14 protein-coding genes and 1 pseudogene are annotated in these 17,821 nt (G+C 71.7%); 3 read left to right on the top strand and 12 right to left on the bottom strand.

The window, feature by feature from the left end; translation table 11 throughout:
* Window positions 1–537: 537 nt before the first annotated feature.
* The 4 genes and pseudogenes from OG702_RS06640 to OG702_RS06615 form a co-directional block, all read right to left on the bottom strand.
* Window positions 538–927, bottom strand: a complete 390-nt coding sequence (locus OG702_RS06640; protein WP_327287933.1) for a hypothetical protein — start codon at window positions 925–927, stop codon at window positions 538–540.
* Between the two features lie 887 nt (window positions 928–1,814).
* Window positions 1,815–3,041 (bottom strand): annotated as a pseudogene (locus OG702_RS06625) (IS3 family transposase).
* Between the two features lie 95 nt (window positions 3,042–3,136).
* Window positions 3,137–4,027 carry an alpha/beta fold hydrolase gene (locus tag OG702_RS06620; RefSeq protein WP_327287932.1) on the bottom strand — a complete coding sequence of 297 codons (891 nt, stop codon included), beginning with the start codon at window positions 4,025–4,027 and terminating at the stop codon, window positions 3,137–3,139.
* A gap of 267 nt (window positions 4,028–4,294) precedes the next feature.
* On the bottom strand, window positions 4,295–4,432 hold the full coding sequence (locus OG702_RS06615) for a hypothetical protein (RefSeq protein WP_327287931.1): 138 nt from the start codon (window positions 4,430–4,432) through the stop codon (window positions 4,295–4,297).
* Window positions 4,433–4,754: 322 nt separating this feature from the next.
* Between OG702_RS06615 and OG702_RS06610 the strand changes: the two genes are divergently transcribed.
* On the top strand, window positions 4,755–5,717 hold the full coding sequence (locus OG702_RS06610) for a TIGR03557 family F420-dependent LLM class oxidoreductase (RefSeq protein ID WP_327287930.1): 963 nt from the start codon (window positions 4,755–4,757) through the stop codon (window positions 5,715–5,717).
* Window positions 5,718–6,068: 351 nt separating this feature from the next.
* Here OG702_RS06610 and OG702_RS06605 read toward each other — a convergent pair whose 3' ends face one another.
* From OG702_RS06605 to OG702_RS06590, 4 genes are read right to left on the bottom strand one after another with little or no spacing between them, the layout of a single operon-like run.
* Entirely contained in the window at window positions 6,069–6,800 is a 732-nt protein-coding gene (locus tag OG702_RS06605; RefSeq protein ID WP_327287929.1) for a glycosyltransferase, read from the bottom strand.
* Window positions 6,797–7,432, bottom strand: a complete 636-nt coding sequence (locus tag OG702_RS06600; RefSeq protein WP_327287928.1) for a class I SAM-dependent methyltransferase — start codon at window positions 7,430–7,432, stop codon at window positions 6,797–6,799. Before OG702_RS06600 ends, OG702_RS06605 begins: the two co-directional genes overlap by 4 nt.
* Entirely contained in the window at window positions 7,429–8,199 is a 771-nt protein-coding gene (locus OG702_RS06595) for a PIG-L deacetylase family protein (RefSeq protein ID WP_327287927.1), read from the bottom strand. The genes OG702_RS06600 and OG702_RS06595 overlap by 4 nt, the downstream gene beginning before the upstream one ends.
* Entirely contained in the window at window positions 8,196–9,260 is a 1,065-nt protein-coding gene (locus OG702_RS06590; protein WP_327287926.1) for an acyl-CoA dehydrogenase, read from the bottom strand. The genes OG702_RS06595 and OG702_RS06590 overlap by 4 nt, the downstream gene beginning before the upstream one ends.
* A 201-nt stretch (window positions 9,261–9,461) precedes the next feature.
* Between OG702_RS06590 and OG702_RS06585 the strand changes: the two genes are divergently transcribed.
* Together OG702_RS06585 and OG702_RS06580 are read left to right on the top strand one after the other, a co-directional pair.
* A complete protein-coding gene (locus OG702_RS06585) occupies window positions 9,462–9,632 on the top strand; it encodes an alcohol dehydrogenase catalytic domain-containing protein (RefSeq protein ID WP_327287925.1) in 171 nt (56 codons plus the stop codon).
* A gap of 86 nt (window positions 9,633–9,718) precedes the next feature.
* Window positions 9,719–11,272 carry a CYTH and CHAD domain-containing protein gene (locus tag OG702_RS06580; RefSeq protein WP_327287924.1) on the top strand — a complete coding sequence of 518 codons (1,554 nt, stop codon included), beginning with the start codon at window positions 9,719–9,721 and terminating at the stop codon, window positions 11,270–11,272.
* A 276-nt stretch (window positions 11,273–11,548) separates the two neighbouring features.
* Here OG702_RS06580 and OG702_RS06575 read toward each other — a convergent pair whose 3' ends face one another.
* The 4 genes from OG702_RS06575 to OG702_RS06560 form a co-directional block, all read right to left on the bottom strand.
* The gene (locus OG702_RS06575) at window positions 11,549–13,366 is read right to left on the bottom strand and encodes a thiamine pyrophosphate-requiring protein (protein WP_327287923.1); all 1,818 of its coding nucleotides are present in this window, start codon (window positions 13,364–13,366) and stop codon (window positions 11,549–11,551) included.
* A gap of 49 nt (window positions 13,367–13,415) precedes the next feature.
* Window positions 13,416–16,505: an FAD-binding and (Fe-S)-binding domain-containing protein gene (locus tag OG702_RS06570; RefSeq protein WP_327287922.1), complete on the bottom strand. Its 3,090-nt coding sequence runs from the start codon at window positions 16,503–16,505 to the stop codon at window positions 13,416–13,418.
* A 77-nt stretch (window positions 16,506–16,582) separates the two neighbouring features.
* Window positions 16,583–16,906 carry a plasmid stabilization protein gene (locus OG702_RS06565; protein ID WP_327287921.1) on the bottom strand — a complete coding sequence of 108 codons (324 nt, stop codon included), beginning with the start codon at window positions 16,904–16,906 and terminating at the stop codon, window positions 16,583–16,585.
* Between the two features lie 217 nt (window positions 16,907–17,123).
* Window positions 17,124–17,783 carry an endonuclease gene (locus tag OG702_RS06560; protein WP_327287920.1) on the bottom strand — a complete coding sequence of 220 codons (660 nt, stop codon included), beginning with the start codon at window positions 17,781–17,783 and terminating at the stop codon, window positions 17,124–17,126.
* Between the last annotated feature and the right edge of the window lie 38 nt (window positions 17,784–17,821).

Below are 17,821 nucleotides of genomic sequence, written 5' to 3'. Positions count from 1 at the left end.
TTCGGCAACCGGCCCGCAGACCGACTGCCACGCCGTATATGCACCAACATCCCGGTTACCGTGACCTCTGCGGACACCGTGAAGAGGTCCGCCACCGAGCCCGGGTTCCCGAGGTTGAGCCGGTGGACGATCTCGACGACCAGCCGCTCACAAGCCCGCTCTGCATCCCGGACGAAGACGTCCCCGCCAAGGCCGCATCCGAAGCGCGGGCCTTCGGCGCCGGCCCGGGGGGCGCCCTCGACGAGCTGGTGCGCGGCCTGCTCGGCAAGTTGGCCGACTGGCGGCAGTCGATCGGCGAGCTGGGCCGCGCGCTTACGACGGCAACGGAAGGCCGACCGCTACCCGGCTGGTCCACCGACGCCGGCCGCACCGAGGACATCGGGTGGCGCCAGGTCCGCACCACGCTGCTCGAGGCCGTCGCAGGCCACCACCACGCTCACCTGCTCGCCGCCATCGTCGAGCTCGGCGGTGAGCTGGAGCTCCCAGCTACCCGTAACGGGCGCTTCGGGGGCGCGGTCATCCCAGAAGGCCGCGCGGTCAGCGCCGGCCGCCGCCGATGCGGCGGTCGTCGGCCAGTGCGGTCAGCGGGCCGAACTCGCGGGCAAGCTGGTTCCACGTCAGGGCCTCGCCACAGCGGGCCGGGAACTCCTTCGGGTTGAACTCGGGCATGGTCCAGGTGCCAGTGCCCCGGTCCCGCAGCCACAGGTCCCCGTCACCGTCGATCACAGTCGGCGGGACCGGTACGGGCTCGGCCTGATCAGTGGGCTCCCAGGTGACCCGGCCCGGGTGGGAAACGCGGCGCAGCTCGGTGGTGGCCAGCCGCGCGGCCAAGTCACGGGTGGACTCTTCGGCGTCCTTGACCGACGCGAGTCGGAATGCGTCGTCGAGTACGGGCAGGGCTGGATTCTTGCTGCGCTTTGAACTCATACGCTGACTACCTCCGGTGGGGGGCGTCACATCCGTTATGGCACCCCGTAGAGGAACACGGTATCCGAGGCGGGAGCCCGGCCGGCTACGACCACTGTCCAGGTGGAGGCGCTGGCACATCGGGCGGTGGGGCTAGGCGGTGAGCTTTGTCCTGGACGTGGCTGGCAGGGCCAGGCTGGTTGTTTCAGCTCACCAGAACAGAGCGGTTAAGCCACTGCTACCGCCGGTGAACCGGCCCGGACCGCCGAGGCCGGGCAGCACACTGCGCGGGTGACCACGACCCCCCGCCTGAACCGGGTTCAGAAACCTCCACGCTCAGACCCCGACGCCAGCGCGTGCGTCCAAACCCTCCCGACCTGGCCCCGGCCGCCCACTGGGTTCAAGAAACAGCCGTTCGGCAACCCGTCACGACGTGGGACGGGTCCTCGCAACGGGCGAAGGCGTACATCGGACCCGCCCACAAGAAGGGCACCAAGCCCCGCCGACTGGATAAATGACAAGCACAGAACCTGTGTCAGAACCCGTTCTTGTGAACAGAGCCAGCGTCCGCGATCCGCGGGTTGTGGCACCCCCTGTGGGTGCGAATCGGGCCGGGCTGGGACCAGCCTCAGGAACTCCTCACGGATCGGGTCGATGATGGACGCGGGCACGACGGACACGAACCCCCCAGGTGGTCACATAGCGTTGACGACTCCATGATCATCAAAGCCGTCTCCGTCGTGCCGCCCTCTCCGTCCTTGCCCACGCCTACTGGCCGACGCTCTCAATGATGAAGCGGTGGTTGGCCTCGTTGGCTTCGTCCTGAAACGACGGGTTGGCCAGGTCGGGGAAGATGTCTGCTTGGTCGACCAAGGGGCCCTTGAACCGCTCCGGGTCTGGTGGAGACTCTAGATCTTGACTGTGACCTGGTGTTTCTTGTCGGTCAGGTGGTAGTTGCCTTCGAATTCTGCGGGCGGGATGTGGCCTGTTTCACCGTGCAGGCGGTGGTGGTTGTACCAGTCGACCCACTCGGCGGTGGCCAGTTCGACGTCGGACGGAGCTCTCCATGGCCGGCGGGGCTTGATCAGCTCGGTCTTGAACAAGCCGATCGTGGATTCCATCAGGGCGTTGTCGTATGCGTCGCCGACGGATCCGATGGAGGCCGCGATGCCCTCTCGCTGAAGATGTTCAGCGAGGGCGAAAGAGGTGTATTGCGACCCGGCATAGCTGTGGTGCACCAACTGGCCCGGCTGGTGGCGGTTGCCTTCTCGGTCGCGCTGCCACAGGCCCATCTCCACTGTGGCCAGGACGAGTTCGGTGTGTTTGGTGGTGGCCGCGGACCAGCCGACGATGCGGCGGAAGAAAGTGTCGACGACGAAGGCGACATAGACCGTGCCGGCCCACGCCGCGACATGGGTGAAGTCCGCGACCCAGGTCCGCTTCGGAGCCTTGGCGACGAAGTCGCGATCGACCAGGTCCGGGGCCCGCTCGGCCGCCCGGTCCTGGACAGTGGTGACGATCTTCTTCCCGCGGACCGCGCCGGTGATGCCGAGCTGGCGCATCAGCCGCTCGACCGTGCAGCGGGCGACCTGGTGGCCCTGCCGGCGCAGGTGGTGCAAGATATTGCGGGCCCCGTACACGCGGTAGTTGGCCTCGAACACCTCCTGGACCAGGGCTTTCAGCTCCGTGTCGCGCACGGTTCGGGCCGAGGGCGGGCGGGCCCTGGCGGCGTAGTAGGTGATGCCGTGCCCGGTGAGCACGGTGCAGATAGGCTCGACGCCGCCGAAGCGGTCCCGGTGCTCGTTGATGAAGGTCGCGAGCGAAGATGTGGCCGGTCGAGCTCGGCCGCGAAGAAAGCCGACTTAGATGATCTCGTTCGCCCGCTTGAGCTCGGCGACTTCCTTCTTCAGGGCTCTGACCTGGGCTGATTCTTCCGTTGTCGTCCCGGGCCGGGTTCCGGAGTCGATCTGGTCGCGCCGGACCCACTGGCGCACTGTCTCGGCCGTGCCGATGCCGAGCTTGGTCGCGACGGCCTTCATCGCGGCCCACTCGGTCTCATAGTCGGGGCGTACCTCGGCGACCATGCGCACCGCACGACGCCGCAGCTCAGCGGGATAGGGGGAGGGACGTGCCATGACTCGATCCTCTCAAAGAATCGAGCCTCCACCGAACCCGGAACGGTTCAGGCGTCCGCCGGCGGGGATCCGCGGGGGAGGGGGCCGGTTGCGGGTCACCCCGCGGATCCGGTTGGAATGGTCGGAGCGGGTCGAAGGAAGTCAGTGAGGGCGGCGGCCAGGGCTTCGGGGGCCTGCTCGGCGACATGGTGGCCGGAGTCGATGCCGTGCCCGCGGACGTCGGTGGCCCACCGGCGCCAGATGCTGAGGGGATCGCCGTAGAGATCTTCCAGGTCGTCCCGCAGGGACCACAGGGCGAGCGTCGGGCAGGTGACGCGCCTGCCGGCTTCCCGGTCGCACTCCTCGTGCTGCCGGTCGACGCTGAGGCCGGCGCGGTAGTCCTCGAGCATCGCCCGCACCACGTCGGGGTTGCGGGTGGCTTCCCGCCATTCGCGGTGGTTCTCCCGGCCCATGGCCTCGGGATCGCCGCGGTACCAGCTGTCGGGGTCGGCGGTGATGACCCGCTCGGGGATGTCCGGCTGGGCGAAGAAGAACCAGTGCCACCATTGCGTGGCGAATTCCGCGGTGATCCGCGACAGGTGCTCCGTCAACGGGAGACAGTCCAGGAACGCCACCCGGGAGACCGTGTCAGGGTGGTCCAGCGTGAGCCGCAGCGCCACGGCGCCGCCGCGGTCGTGCCCCACGAGCGCGAACCGGTGGTATCCGAGGTGGCGCATGACAGCCACCACGTCCCCGGCGACCGCACGCTTGGAGTAGCCCGCGTGGTCGGCGGTGAACCGCGGTCCTCTGGAACGCCCGTAGCCCCGCAGATCCGGGCAGACCACGGTGTGACCTGCTGCCACGAGCCGCGGGGCGACCCGGTGCCATGTCGCCGACGTGCGGGGATGACCGTGCAGCAGCACCACCGGCGGACCGTCTCCGCCGAAGCGGACGAAGACCGACGCGTCACCGACGTCGACCTGCTCCTCTTCGAACCCGTCGAACACCCTGGCCTCCTCGTGGCTCCTACACGCACCGGCTGGTCAGCTGCGCGGTATCGGATCTCCCTGCCCTGGCGGGCCACGGTCATGCCCTCCGTGATGTACATCCGCTGCGGCGCCACGCCAGTGTCCAGCGGGGCGGCAACCTCGCCCTCGGAGAGGCGCCGGGGACCCTCGACCGTTCGTGGATGGGTCGTGTCTCCGACGGTCAGGGCGGCGGCTCCGGGCCGCGGGTGCGGCGCAGCCGTTCGTGGACCAGACTGTGCTGGGCTGTCAGTTCGCTGTGGCGCAGCCGCTGGCGTCAGCAGCGATCCGGTCCCCTTCGAGCACGGTGACGGAGCGGCCCGACGCGGCAAGCTCCCATGCGGAGTAGCGGCACGCGATGCGGCCGCCGATCACGGCGACATCCACCGTGACGTCGTCGGTCAGCGGGGCGAAGCGGGTGGAGCCGACTCCGCCGGCTGTGACGACGACTGCTCGCCTGCTTGGATCCGGGCGTCGTGGTCCTCTGCCTGGTACTCGCCGTGCAGAGCTGACACCGTCCGGGCCCGTCGGCCGTGATCTTGTGCCGGGAGCCTGTGCACCTGCGTACAGCTGCATTTCGAGGGCATCCGGACAGCCTGCTCGCCTCCTCGCCCCGTCGGCAGTGGCCGGGGCCCACCACAGCTCCGGTGTTGTCGCCCCCCGCCACAGCTCGGCCAGGACCGGAACATGACTACAGACAGGGACTTCCGTGACCCGCTTCGGCTACTTCCTCTCCTCGGAGGAGTTCGCTCCGCGTGACCTTCTCGACCAGGCCCGGATGGCGGAGGAGGCAGGCTTCCAGGCGCTCGCCATCTCGGACCACTTCCATCCCTGGAACGACGAGCAGGGGGAGGGCTCCTTCGTCTGGTCGATGATCGGTGCTCTCTCCCAGGTGACGTCGCTGCCGATCACCACCTTGGTGACCTGCCCTACCGTCCGGATGCACCCGGCGCTCAACGCGCAGGCGGCGGCCACCGCCGCGGTGCTCACCGGGGGAGGGTTCCGGTTCGGGGTGGGCAGCGGTGAGGCGCTCAACGAGCACATCCTCGGTGACGACTGGCCCGATGCGGACGTGCGGCTGGAGATGCTGGAAGAGGCGGTGGATGTGGTCAGGAAGCTGTTCACCGGTGAACGAGTCTCGCACCGCGGCACCCACTACACGGTGGAGAACGCGCGCCTGTACACCGTCCCGGAGGAGCCGGTGCCGGTGTACGTCTCCGGCTTCGGGCCGCGCGCCGCGGACCTTGCCGGACGGATCGGCGACGGATTCGTGACGATGCAGCCCGACGCGTCGATCGTGGAGCGGTTCCGCAAGGCCGGCGGCGGCGACAAGCCGGTCCTCGGCGGCCTGAAGGTGTGCTGGGACACCGACCGGCAGCGCGCGGTGAAGACCGTGCACCGACTCTGGCCCAATGAGCAGCTGCCCGGCGAGCTGGCGCAGCTCCTGCCCACCCCCGAGCACTTCCAGCAGGCGAGCACCCTGGTCACCGAGGAGATGATCGCGGACGCGGTGGTCTGCGGCGACGACACCCGCGAGCACGTCGACGCCGTCGCCGCCTACGCGAACGCCGGCTTCGACGAGGTGTACGTCAATCAGATCGGCTCGGACCAGCGGCAGTTCTTCGACTTCTACCGCACCGAGATCCTGCCCCGCCTCACCACCGGCTCCTGACGAACTCCGAGCGCGGCCCCCGCCGACTACTGACACCCCGTCGCGGTGGAGCATGTCACCGCGCCATCCTGGGCCAGCCGCGTTGGGTCCTGGGGACCTCGCAAAACAAGCCTAAGAGGTTTGTAAGTCTTTGATTCGTTCTGTGTTCGCCGGATGACATGGGTGAGGGCAGAACCCCCTGGCGCCCGGTACGGCGTCTGTTGACCGCCTGGACCTCCAGGAAGGTGCCGCCCGGGCCCTGGCCGACGTTCTTCGCGCACAGATCGACGACCTGCAGGCACGGCAGGGAAGGCACGTCACGTGCGGCATCCGCCGAGGGCCGAGAACCCCGAGGCGGGGGTCGACGAGCGTTCAGCTCGCCGATTCCTCGTCTGCGGCCGGAGGCGGGCCGCTGAGCAGTGCGGCCATGTGGTTCGCGAAACCGGCTCGTGCGCGGCCGTGTGGCCGGGCGGACGTGACGACGGGCGATACCGCGGAGCGCAGCACCCGGTGGCCCCGGCTCTCCAGCGCCGCGACCAGCGCCCGGTCCTCACCGACGTCCAGCGGGAGGAAGCCGCCGATGTCACAGTAGGCGCGGGCGGTGAGGCCCAGATTGGCGCCATGTACGTGAGGATGCTGCCATGGGGCCCCATCACGCGGGCGGGTCGCCTCGTAGTCGGCCTGGTGGCGCCGGGCCACCGCGGCCGTGGTCCGGACGGTCACGGTTCCGACCACGGCTTCCCACCCTTCGGCCGCGCTCTGCGCGTGGTGGACCAGCCACTGCGGGGGGACCTCGCTGTCGGCGTCGGTCGCCGCGATCCATGTCTCACTGTCCGGGGTGCCCAACTCCCGCAGTGCGCGTTCGGTACCGATGGCCCGTGCCTTCCCCGGGTTGGGCCCGTGCGCCGGCACCACGAGCGCCCCGGCTTGGCGGGCGATGTCCGCGGTGCGGTCCCGGCAGGCGTCGGCGACGACCACCGTCAGCACGTGTACGCCCGCCAGCTGGGGCTGCCCCGCCGCGATGGACACCGCCGCGAGGCAGGTGGGAAGAAGCTCCTCCTCGTTGTGGGCGGGGATGACGACGGCCGCGGCGCGGAACCTCACACCAGGCCCCCGTGCTCGGCCGGCGTCGGCGCAGGCGTGCCGTCGTGGAGATCGCGCCCGTGGACCTGCAGGACGAAGTCCGGCTCACGGTGGTCGGCGAGCAACCGGAGGCCGGGTACGGAGGCGAGGCGGTCGGCGACGCCGGTGCCGGTGGCCAGGTGTTCCGCCACCGGGCGGTCCCAGTGCACGGTCACCAGCGTGCCGCCGGGCTCGAGGGCACCGAGAGCGCGGTCCAGCAGCCGATCGGTGGTGCCGCCGTCGAGGTAGTAGAGGATCTCGGACAGGACGATAAGGTCGAAGGTGCCGTCCGGCCACTCCTCGGGCACGGTGAGCTGCCGTACCGTGACGTGGTCCAGCTCCGCCGTGCGTTTCCGTGCCGTCGCGACGGCGGAGGCCACCCGGTCGCCCGCCAGCAGCTCGTCGCAGCGGCCGGCCAGTCGCCGGGTCAGCTCGCCCACGGAGCAGGCCGGCTCGAACGCCCGGCGATAGCGCGGCAGTGGGAGTGCCGCCACTGTGAGGGCGTATTTGCGCTCCTCGTACCAGCGCTCCGCCAGGTGCCAGGGGTCGTCGGCCCGCTCATACATGGTCTCGAAGTACCTGGCCGGTGTTCCTGTCCGCTCGGTGCGGGTCATTCGAAAACCACTTCGGCATCGCGCAGATGATGGGCGAGTTCCTCCGGCGGCAGGATCGCGGCGTCCTGCGGCTCCGGGCCCAGCGGTTCGATCTGGCTGACGAATCGCTGCGCGGCGGAGCGCTTCGCTGCCGCCTCGGCCGGCGTCAGATCGACACGCAGGGCCGAGGACCAGGGGATCCGCGGATCATCCGGCCGGGCCCAGTGCCACATCCACACCGGATACATCAGGCACCGCACCTCGGCCTCACGTGCGGCCGTCAACGCGGCCCGCCCCGCCGCCTCGTGGTCGCCGTGGAGGTCGCCGATCCACGGGGCCAGGCACAGCTCGGCGCCCCTCAGCACGTCACTCAAGGCCGTCGCCACAGTGTCCTCGTGGAAGGCGACCTCGGTGTCCGGCACCTTCAGTCGCACGATGTCGGCCGAGTTCGCGCCCAGAGCGGCCAAGGCGGCGCGGAGTTCCGATGCGCGCCGCCGCGCCAGGTCCGAGCTGGTGAGGGCTCCGCTCTCCGGGTGCGAGCGTTCCCCGTCGGTGATCGACACGACTGTGACGGCCACTCCCGCGGCGGCGAAACGGGCCACCATGCCGCCGGCCCCGAGCACCTCGTCGTCCGGATGGGCCGCGACCACCACGACTCGTCCGCGGTGGGGGAGTTCGGCCTCCGGCAGCTTACCGATCCCGTCCCAGGCCAGCCATCGTCCTTCGTCGGTGCCCGGCGCCTGGATGGGGTTGGCGTATGAGGGCGGCCGGCGGGTCTCTTCGGTCACGACTGCTCCTTGTCGGCGATCAGGCGGCCGAGCGCGGCGAGATCGCGTTCGCCATGGTGCTGGCGGATGTAAACGGACAGGTCGGCTGCGTTGCGGGCGTGCCGCTCGTCATGGCACAGCGGCCCCGCGCCGGTGGCCCTGCCCACATGGGTCAGGACGTCCGCGCAGACGGACTCCACGAAGGCCCGGGCCCGAAGGCTGCGCTTCTCGGCCGTACCGGCGATGTCCTCGGGGTCGAGATCGATCTCGTCGGCCGCCTGCCGCAGTACGGCGTCGGCGGCGTGCAGGCGGATGTCCACCGCCCCGAGGTGGGCGTCGGTGAGCGGGTCGGGGCCGCGTTCGGCGGCCTGCCCCATCAGGGTGTTCGCGACGGCTCGGGCACCGCCGTACCAGCATGCCGCCACGCCGATTCCGCCGTGCTGGAAACCGGGGCGGGTCAGATAGGCCTCCACGCCACCGACCGGCTCGGCGGTCACGCGGTCGAAGCGCACGTCAGGGGTGTCGCTGCCGGCCATGCCCAACGCCTGCCAGGAGCCTTCGACCGGGCGGCAGCCACTCCCGGGCTGGTCGTGCCTCGCCGCAACTTCGACGGCGAACAGACAGCGGCCGTCCTCGGTGTTCGCCGTCACCAGCGCGTGGGTGCAGCTGTGCGCGCCCGAGCAGTAGGCCTTGAGGCCGCTCAGTTCCCATCCGCCGCCGGTCAGGGTCGCGGTGACTCCCGCGCCCGGGGGCTCCGCGGCCCACACTCCCCAGCGTTCGCCTGGCTGCGGCGCCGGCGCGCCCAGTTCGTCGAGGATCGCGGCGGCGTCCACGTGCCCCTCGAAAAGGCGGGCCGCGCACAGATCCCGCTCCGCCGCCGAGCTGAGCGTGGCGAACCGCTCGGCGGTGCGTCCCGAGCCGGGCAGCGGGCAGTCCAGGGCGCCGGACGACAGATCGGCCACCCATCGTGAGAAGAGTTCGGCACTCTCCCGCTGTGCGGCGGCCGCCGAGAATCCTTCGGCACCCTCGGTCCGAGGCGCAGGCGGGGCGACGGTGTCGGTCTGCGGTGTCCGGTGGGGCATCAGGCGCACTCCTTTACGGCGCGGGTGGCATCTGCGCGCTCCCATCCTCTTTCGCGACGGCGGCGCACGCATCCGGGTGCCCGGCCTCCAGCCCGGCAATCGCCACGGCCGGCCACCCGGCGTTTACGGGACCCCTCGACGGAAACGCGTCGGTCAGCGGCATCTTCGTGCCACCGCTCCAGGACCGAGGGAGTGCTCGTTGTGAAAGCTGTCGTCTGGCACTCGATCGGGGACATCCGCCTCGACGACGTACCCGAGCCGAAGATCCAGGGGGAACACGACGCGATCGTGCGGGTCTCCACCTCGGCGATCTGCGGTACGGACCTGCATTTCGTGCGGGGCGCCGACACCGGCCGCCCCGCGGCCGCCTGAACGGCGGGCGGGTGCGTCACACCGTTGCCGGGCGCGGACGGCCGTACGGGGTGAATGCCGGGGACCAGGTCGGGCAGCCGACCGTTATGACGACTGCCCACTCCGAACGCGAGGCGACGTTCGAGGGAACCGGGCTCTTCGACCCGCAGGACCTGCGGCGGCTGGCCGCGGTGGACCGGGTACGTGAGGAACCGCCCGAGGAACTCGACGCCATCTACTACGACACCTCCGACCTGCGACTGCTCACCCACGGGGTCACCCTGCGCCGCCGCAGCGGCGGACACGACGCCGGCTGGCACGTGAAGCTCCCGACCGACACCTCCGCACGGCTGGAGGTCCACGCCCCTCTGAAGGCGCGCAAGGCCGGCGCGGTACCCGGCGAACTGCTCGACAGGACCGCGGCGTACGCGCGCGGCCGGCCGTTGGTGCCCGTCGCGCACCTGCGCACCCATCGCAGGCGGCACGTGCTGCTCGACGAGCACGAGCGCCGCCTCGCCGAGGTGGCCCAGGACGAGGTCGCCGCGCAGACACTCGATCCGCGCGCGAAGGACCGGGCCGGCGGCGAGGGCGGCACCCGGATCACCCAGTGGGCGGAGATCGAGGTCGAGCTGATCGACGGCACCCCCGCCCTGCTGGCCGCCGTAACCCGCCGCCTCGACGCCACCGGCTGGCATCCCGCCACCGTCTCCCGCAAGCTCGACCGTGCCCTGGCCGACGAACTCGCCGCTGTCGGTGCCGCCGGGCCCGAGCCCGCGGCCCGGCGGATGACGGCCGGGTCGATGGGGGAGGCGGTGATGGACCGGCTCGGCACGCAGGTCTCCGCTCTCCTGCGGGCCGACGCGGGAACGCGCACCGACGCACCCGACGCGCTCCACCGGATGCGCTCCGCGGCCCGACGCCTCCGCAACATCCTGCGTGCCGGGCAGCGGGTGCTGGACCGGTCGCGCACCGACCCCGTCTCCCGCGAACTGCACTGGCTGACAGGCGTGCTGGCGGACGCCCGAGACCACGAGGTGCTGGCCCGGCGGCTTCCCGCGCAGGCGTCCCGGCTACGGCGGGAGGACCCCGACCCCGACGTTCGCGCCGCCGCCCAAGGGCTCGCCCGCCGACTGCGCAAGCAGGAGGACGCCCGGCACACCGCGGCCTGGCGCACGGCCGTCGAAACCCTCGGTTCGGCACGCTACTTCGCCCTGCTCGATGACTTCGACGACCTGCTTGCCGACCCCCCGCTGCGTGGCAAGGCGCGCGAGCCCGCCAAGAAGCTGCTGCGCAAGGCGGCCGAAGCCGACCGCCGGCGCCTCACCCGCCGCCTGGCCGCCGCCGAGCAGGCAGGCGAAGGGCCGGAGCGCGAACGGGCCCTGCACCAGGTGCGCAAAGCGTCCCGGCGCGCCCGGCACACCGCCGAGACCGCACTGCCCTACGGCGGCAAGCGCGCCCGCACTCTGCGCAAGCGCACCAAGCAGCTCCAGCAGGTGCTGGGCGACCACCAGGACGCCGCTGTCGCCCGCCGCGCACTGGCATCCCTGGCCGACGAGGCCCACCAGGCGGGCGCGGACACCTTCGGCTACGGGCTCCTCCACGCGCTCCAGGCAGCGAACATGGCCGATGCCGCACGCAGACTCCCCACCTGCGCTCACTGAGCCCTCGCCCCCACGCGTCGCCCACCTCGCCTGACGGGCGCCGCGGCCGCTGATTCCGAGCGTGGCCAGGCCGGCGCAGACCTCGTGCCGGACTCGGTTTCGGCGTCCCAGGTCAGGGTGCCGTCCGCCTCCGGCGAGTCGGTGGGCACCGCGTAGGCGCGGTCTCGACGGCGTCCACCGCCGGGTCGGCGCCCGGGCGGGGCGGCCCGGGCGCCGGCTGGTCCTGCGGCACGTCCAGCCGGCCGGCGTTGTGCACCGTTCGGTGGCGCACGGGGTTCAGTCCTCGGCCCCGGGGCGGTCGTCGCGGTGGTGGCGGCCGGGCAGCATCTCCTGCACCTTGGCCTTCAGGCCTTGGCGGACCATGCCGGCGCGGTCGCTGTCGCCGTGCAGGATCGAGGAGGCGGCGGCTTCGATCTGGTCCCAGCTCGCGTGCGGAGGGATCGGCGGGACGGCCGGGTCGGTGCGGAAGTCGATGACGAACGGCCGATCGGCGGCCAGCGCCCGCTGCCAGGCGTCCAGAACTTCTTCCGGCTTCTCGACGCGCACGCCGCCGAGGCCGAGGGAGCGGGCGAAGTCCGCGTAGGCCACGTCGGGGAGGGACTGGGAGGGCAGGAACTGCGGGGCGCCGCCCATGGCCCGCATCTCCCAGGTGACCTGGTTGAGGTCCTGGTTGTTCAGTACGGCGACGATCAGCCGGGGGTCCGTCCAGTCCTGCCAGTACTTGGCGGCGGTGATGAGTTCGGCCATGCCGTTCATCTGCATGGCGCCGTCACCGACCAGGGCGATGGCCGGGCGGTCGGGGTGGGCGAACTTGGCGCCGATGGCGTAGGGGACGCCGGGCCCCATGGTGGCCAGCGTGCCGGACAGCGAGCCGCGCATGTCGCCGCGCATCCGCAGGTGGCGGGCGTACCAGTTCGCCGACGAGCCGGAGTCCGCGGACAGCATGACGTCGGGGGGCAGCAGGTCGTCGAGGGCGTGGACGACGTGTTCGGGGTTGACCGGGTCGGCGTCGACGGCGGCCCGCCGCTGCATGACCTCCCACCAGCGGGCGGTGTTCTTCTCCACCGTCTTCCGCCACGCGCCGTGCTCCTTGCGTTCCAGGTGCGGCAGCAGCGCCCGCAGGGTCTCCTGCGCGTCGCCGACGAGGTTGACCTCGAAGGGGTAGCGCAGCCCGACCATGAAGGGGTCGATGTCGATCTGGACGGCGCGGGCGTGCCCGAAGTCGGGGAGGAACTGGGTGTAGGGGAAGCTGGAGCCGATCACCAGCAGGGTGTCGCAGTCCCGCATCAACTCGTAGGACGGGCGGGTGCCGAGCAGGCCGATCGACCCGGTGACGTAGGGGAGTTCGTCGGACAGGACGTCCTTGCCGAGCAGCGCCTTGGCGACGCCGGCGCCGAGCAGGTCGGCGGCCTGCTCGACCTCCCTGCGCGCGCCGCGCGCGCCCTGGCCGACCAGGATCGCGACCTTCTCGCCCGCGTTGAGCAGCTCGGCGGCCTGCTGGAGGTCCGGTGCGGCCGGGACGGGGGCGTAGGAGGACATGCCGAGACTGGAGGGCACCATCTTGAAGTCGTGGGTGGGCGGGGAGTAGTCCAGTTCCTGGACGTCGGCGGGGATGATCACCGCGGTGACGGTGCGTTTGGCGTAGGCGGTGCGGATCGCCCGGTCCAGGACGTTCGGCAGCTGCTCGGGGACGGTGACCATCTCGCAGAAGTCGGCCGCGACGTCCTTGTACAGGCTCAGCAGGTCGACCTCCTGCTGGTAGCTGCCGCCCATCGCGCTGCGGTTGGTCTGGCCGACGATGGCGACGACCGGGACGTGGTCGAGCTTGGCGTCGTACAGGCCGTTGAGCAGGTGGATCGCCCCGGGGCCCGACGTGGCGGCGCAGACGCCGACCTTGCCGGAGAACTTGGCGTAGCCGACGGCCTGGAAGGCGGCCATCTCCTCGTGCCTGGCCTGGATGAACCGCGGTTTGTTCTCGGCGCGGCCCCACGCGGCCAGCAGGCCGTTGATGCCGTCGCCGGCGTAGGCGAAGACGTGCTCGACGTCCCATTCGCGCAGGCGCTGGAGTACGTGGTCGGAGACCTTGATCGACACGGTGGTTCTTCCTCTCTTTGCGGCAGGCACGAGTTCGGCGGGGTGGCGGTCACCGGCGCCGGCGGCGCGTCAGGGCGTAGGCGGCTCCCACGGCGGCCCCGGCGACGGCCAGCGCCGCGGTGCCGGTCGCGATACGGGCCGCGGCACGCGTGGGCGCGGCGGGTCTGGCGGCCGCCTTCTCGGGACGGTCGGCGGGCGGCGGCCCGTCCAGCGCCATTGCCAGCGCCTCGGCCAGGTGCAGGGCGCTCCGGCCCGTGCCACCCTGCTCGATCTGGGTGCGGCAGCTGAATCCGTCGGCCAGCACCAGGGCGCCGGGCGCGGTGTCCCGTACCGCAGGCAGCACACCCGACTCCGCGATCTTCATGGACAGTTCGTGGTGCCCGGCTTCGAAGCCGAAGTTCCCGGCCAGCCCGCAGCAGCCCTCGTCCAGGACGTCCGCGTCGATACCCGCGCGGCGCATCAGCTCGCGGTCGGCGTCGAACCTCGTCACGGCATGCTGGTGGCAGTGGGTCTGCACGGTGGCGGCCCGGGCGAGCGTCGGCGGCCGCCATCCGGCGGGAGCGCGGTGCAGCAACAGCTCGGAAAAGGTGAGGAACTGCCCCGCGAGCCGCTTGGCGTCTTCGTCGTCCGGCATCAGCTCGGGGGCGTCGGCGCGGAAGACGGCGGTGCACGACGGCTCCAGGCCGACGACCGGGGTGCCGGCCGCGATCCACGGCCGCAGCACGGCGAGCGTCCGGCGGAGCACCCGTTGCGCGATGTCGAGTTGGCCGGTGGAGATCCAGGTCAGTCCACAGCACACCGCCTCGGTGGGGACGTACACCCGGAAGCCGGCGTCCTCCATCACGCGGACCGCCGATCTGGCGACCGAGGGGTGGAAGTAGGTGATGAAGGTGTCGGGCCACAGCACGACCGCCCGAGGGTCGCCGGGCTCCGGCGGGGGCGTGGCCCGGGCCTGCCACCACTGGACGAAGGACTCCTCGGCGAACAGTGGCGCGTCCCGGTCCGCGACCCCGGCCAGGCGCTTGCCGATCCGGGCCACGCCGGGTGCGCGCAACAGCGTGTTCACCAGTCCGGGGGCGATCCGCGAGGCGCGCGCCCAGAGCGGCAGCCAGCCGAGCGCGTAGTGCGCCGCGGGCCGCAGCCGCCCCTGGTAGTGGTGGGAGAGGAACTCCGCCCTGTACGTGGACATGTCGACGCCGACCGGACAGTCGGACTTGCAGCCCTTGCACGCAAGGCACAGGTCGAGCGCGTCGCGGACCTCGGTGGAGCGCCAGCCGTCGGTGACGGGGGAGTCGCGGTGGCCGCCGATCATCTCGAAGAGCAGCCGGGCACGGCCGCGGGTGGAGTGCTCCTCCTCGCCGGTCGCCCGGTAGGAAGGGCACATCACCCCGCCCTCGTGGCTGCGGCAGTTGCCGATCCCGACGCAGCGCACCACGGCCTGGTTGAAGGAGTGGCCGTCGTCGGGGTAGCCGAAGCGGGCGTCGGAGTCGTCACGCGGCCGCCACAGCGGGCCGAGGCGCAACTGCTCGTCCACCGGACGGGGGTGCACGACCTTGCCGGGGTTCATCCGGCCGTCGGGGTCGAAGAGCGCCTTGAGTTCGCCGAAGGCTCCCACGAGACGGTCGCCGAACATCTTCGGCAGCAGCTCGCCGCGTGCCTGGCCGTCGCCGTGCTCGCCGGACAGCGAGCCCCCGTAGGAGGCGACCAGGTCGGCGGCCTTGCTGAGGAAGGCGCGGAAGGCGGCCACACCCTCGGCGGTGCGCAGGCCGAAGGGGATGCGGGTGTGCACGCATCCCTGCCCGAAGTGGCCGTAGAGCGTGGGATGGTCGTAGCCGAACTCGACGAAGAGCTGCTTCAGGTCGCGCAGGTAGTCCCCGAGCCGGTCCGGCGGCACCGCCGAGTCCTCCCAGCCCTCCCACGTCTCCCGGCCGTCGGGCGGACGCGCGGTGACGCCGAGTCCCGCCTCCCTGGCCTTGAGCATCCGCTGCTCGCGTTCCGGGTCGTCGGAGAACGTGACACTCGCGTCGTCCTCGCTCCGCCCGAGGGCGGCCAGCAGCTCGCGCGCCCGCCGTTCGACGCCGGCCCTGTCGTCGCCGGCGAACTGGACGAACAACCAGCTGCCGCCCTCGGGAAAGGAGCCCAGCGACTCCAGGTGCGTGTGCTCCTCGCGCATGAGCTGGACCATGCGGTCGTCGAGCGCCTCGAGCTGCGCCGGGTCGCTGTGTTCCAGGATCCGCGGGACGTCGTCGGCGGCAGCGCAGATGTCGGGGTATCCCAGGACAAGGATCGCCTGCACGGCCGGCACCGGGACCAGGTCCAGCTCGGCGTGCAGCACGGTGACCAGGGTGCCCTCGCTGCCGGTCAGCGCCCGGGCCACGTGGAAGCCGTTCTCCGGCAGCAGGTCGTCCAGGTTGTAGCCGGACACCCGCCGCGGGATCTTCGGGAAGCCCTGGCGGATGTCGGCCAGGTAGTGGTCGGCCAGCGCGCGCATCCCCGAGTAGAGCTCCGCACGCAGGCCGCCGGCCGCCACGATCGTGTCGTACTCCTCCGGCGAGGTGCGGCCGGCCCACATCCGGACACCGCCGTAGGTCAGCACATCGAGGCGGCGGACGTTGTCCGCGGTCTTGCCGTACGCCTGGGCGGAGGCGCCGCAGGAGTTGTTGCCGATCATGCCACCGAGGGTGCAGTGGCTGTGCGTGGCCGGCTTCGGCCCGAACATCAGGCCGTGCGGGGCGAGTTGCCGGTTCAGCTCATCCAGGACGATGCCGGGTTCCACCACGCAGGTGCGGGCCTCGGGGTCGACCGAGACCAGGGCGTGGCAGTGCTTCGTCCAGTCGATGACGACCGCGGTGTTGGTGCACTGGCCGCCCAGGCTGGTGCCGCCGCCGCGGGAGAGCACGGGCGCCCCGAACCGCGCACACACCGCCACCGCGGCCGCCCCCGCATCGACGGAGCGGGGGACGACGACGCCGATCGGGACCTGCCGGTAGTTCGAGCCGTCGGTGGCGTAGGCCCCGCGGCTGCCGGCGTCGAAGCGCACCTCGCCGTCCACCTCGGCGCGCAGCTCCTCCTCAAGGGCCGCGACGTCGATGGTGCGGCTCCCGTCCGCGACGCCTTCCGCACCTGAGCTCCCGGTCATGCGTTCCCTTCCCGAGCGGCTTTCCGCCCGGCTTCCGCGGGCAGCCAGGGCGGTCCGCCGGGGGGACGTCCGTGCCTTCAGTGCCCGAGCGCCTTGCTGAGCTGGGCCTTCGTCATGGTCGATCGGCCCTTGACGTCCCGCTGCCGGGCCTCGTTGTAGAGCTGGTCCTTCGTGGGGCCCTGCGAACCGGTGTGGGAGCGCTGCCCGCCGCGCTTCGACGACGACATGTCGCGGGTGGAGGTGCGGCTCGCGGTGCGGGACTCGCCCGAACGGGCCCGCTCCTTGTTCACCGTGCGCGCCGCGATCTCCTCCGCGCGCTTCTCGGACTCGCCGCGGTCCCTGGCGCTGTCCTTGATGTGCTCGTACTGCCGTTCCCGCTTGGCACTCGATCCCCTGGGCATGGCATCCACCTCTCCGGTCGTCGGCCGGCTCACCTGCGCGGGCCTGCTCGCTCGGCTGATGCGCGACCTCGCGGGCGCAGTACCGGACCCGGCAGGGCGTCCGAGAGGCCGTCGCCGTCCGCATGCCCGGGCCGTCCCGGATTACGCACCCGATGCTCACGGGCGGACGCCCGCCGGCCCTCCGAGCGCCGTACCGTCGGAGGCCGGCGTGGCGGCTTCAGGCCGCGCGGGCCGCTTCGCGGACGGCGGCCGGAGCTTTCTTGTCGACGGCTACGCGGACCAGGGCGGATGCCAGGACCGCGGGCTGCGCGCCGGCCGCCAGGCGGAGCAGGGCCCCGGGGGCGGTCGGCAGATCCAGGGCCTCGGCACCTTGGAGGGCCTTGCCGTCGATGAACGGGGCTGCCTGCGGCCATACGGCCTGGGCCTCGCGCAGGAAGATGTCGGCCCCGGCAGGCCCGAGGCCGGGGAACTCCTGGAGGGACCGCCGGATCTCTTCGGTGTACCCGCCGGCCTGGTCGCGCAATTTCCGCAGGTCGCCGCCGTATCGCTCGATGGCCAGCTTCGCGCCGTCGCCGAGCTGGGTGGCGGTGCGTTCGTCGTAGCGCCGGTAGCCGCCGCGGCCCAGCGCGTCGACCCGCTGCTGCCAGGTGGCCTCGGCCATCCGCCGCGGGTCCCGCATCCCTGCCTCGGCCAGCTCCTTCGCCGCCGCGACGGCGAGGTCCGCCCGGACGCGGGCACTGAGCAGGCAGGCGAGGACCAGCAGGCGATAGAGGGGCTGAGGGGTGTCCTTCAAGCGGATGCCGGCCTCTGCCGTATAGGTGCGGCCGTAGCCGTCCAGCAGCGCGTGCATCACATCCCGCCGGGTGGTGGCGGCCATCCCGATCTCCCTCCTGTGAGGTTGTCGTGTCAGGGCGA

This window comes from Streptomyces sp. NBC_01198 (assembly GCF_036010485.1).
Lineage (GTDB): Bacteria > Actinomycetota > Actinomycetes > Streptomycetales > Streptomycetaceae > Actinacidiphila.
Note: the sequence above shows the minus strand (reverse complement) of the source record. Positions and strands in the feature narration are given on the sequence as shown.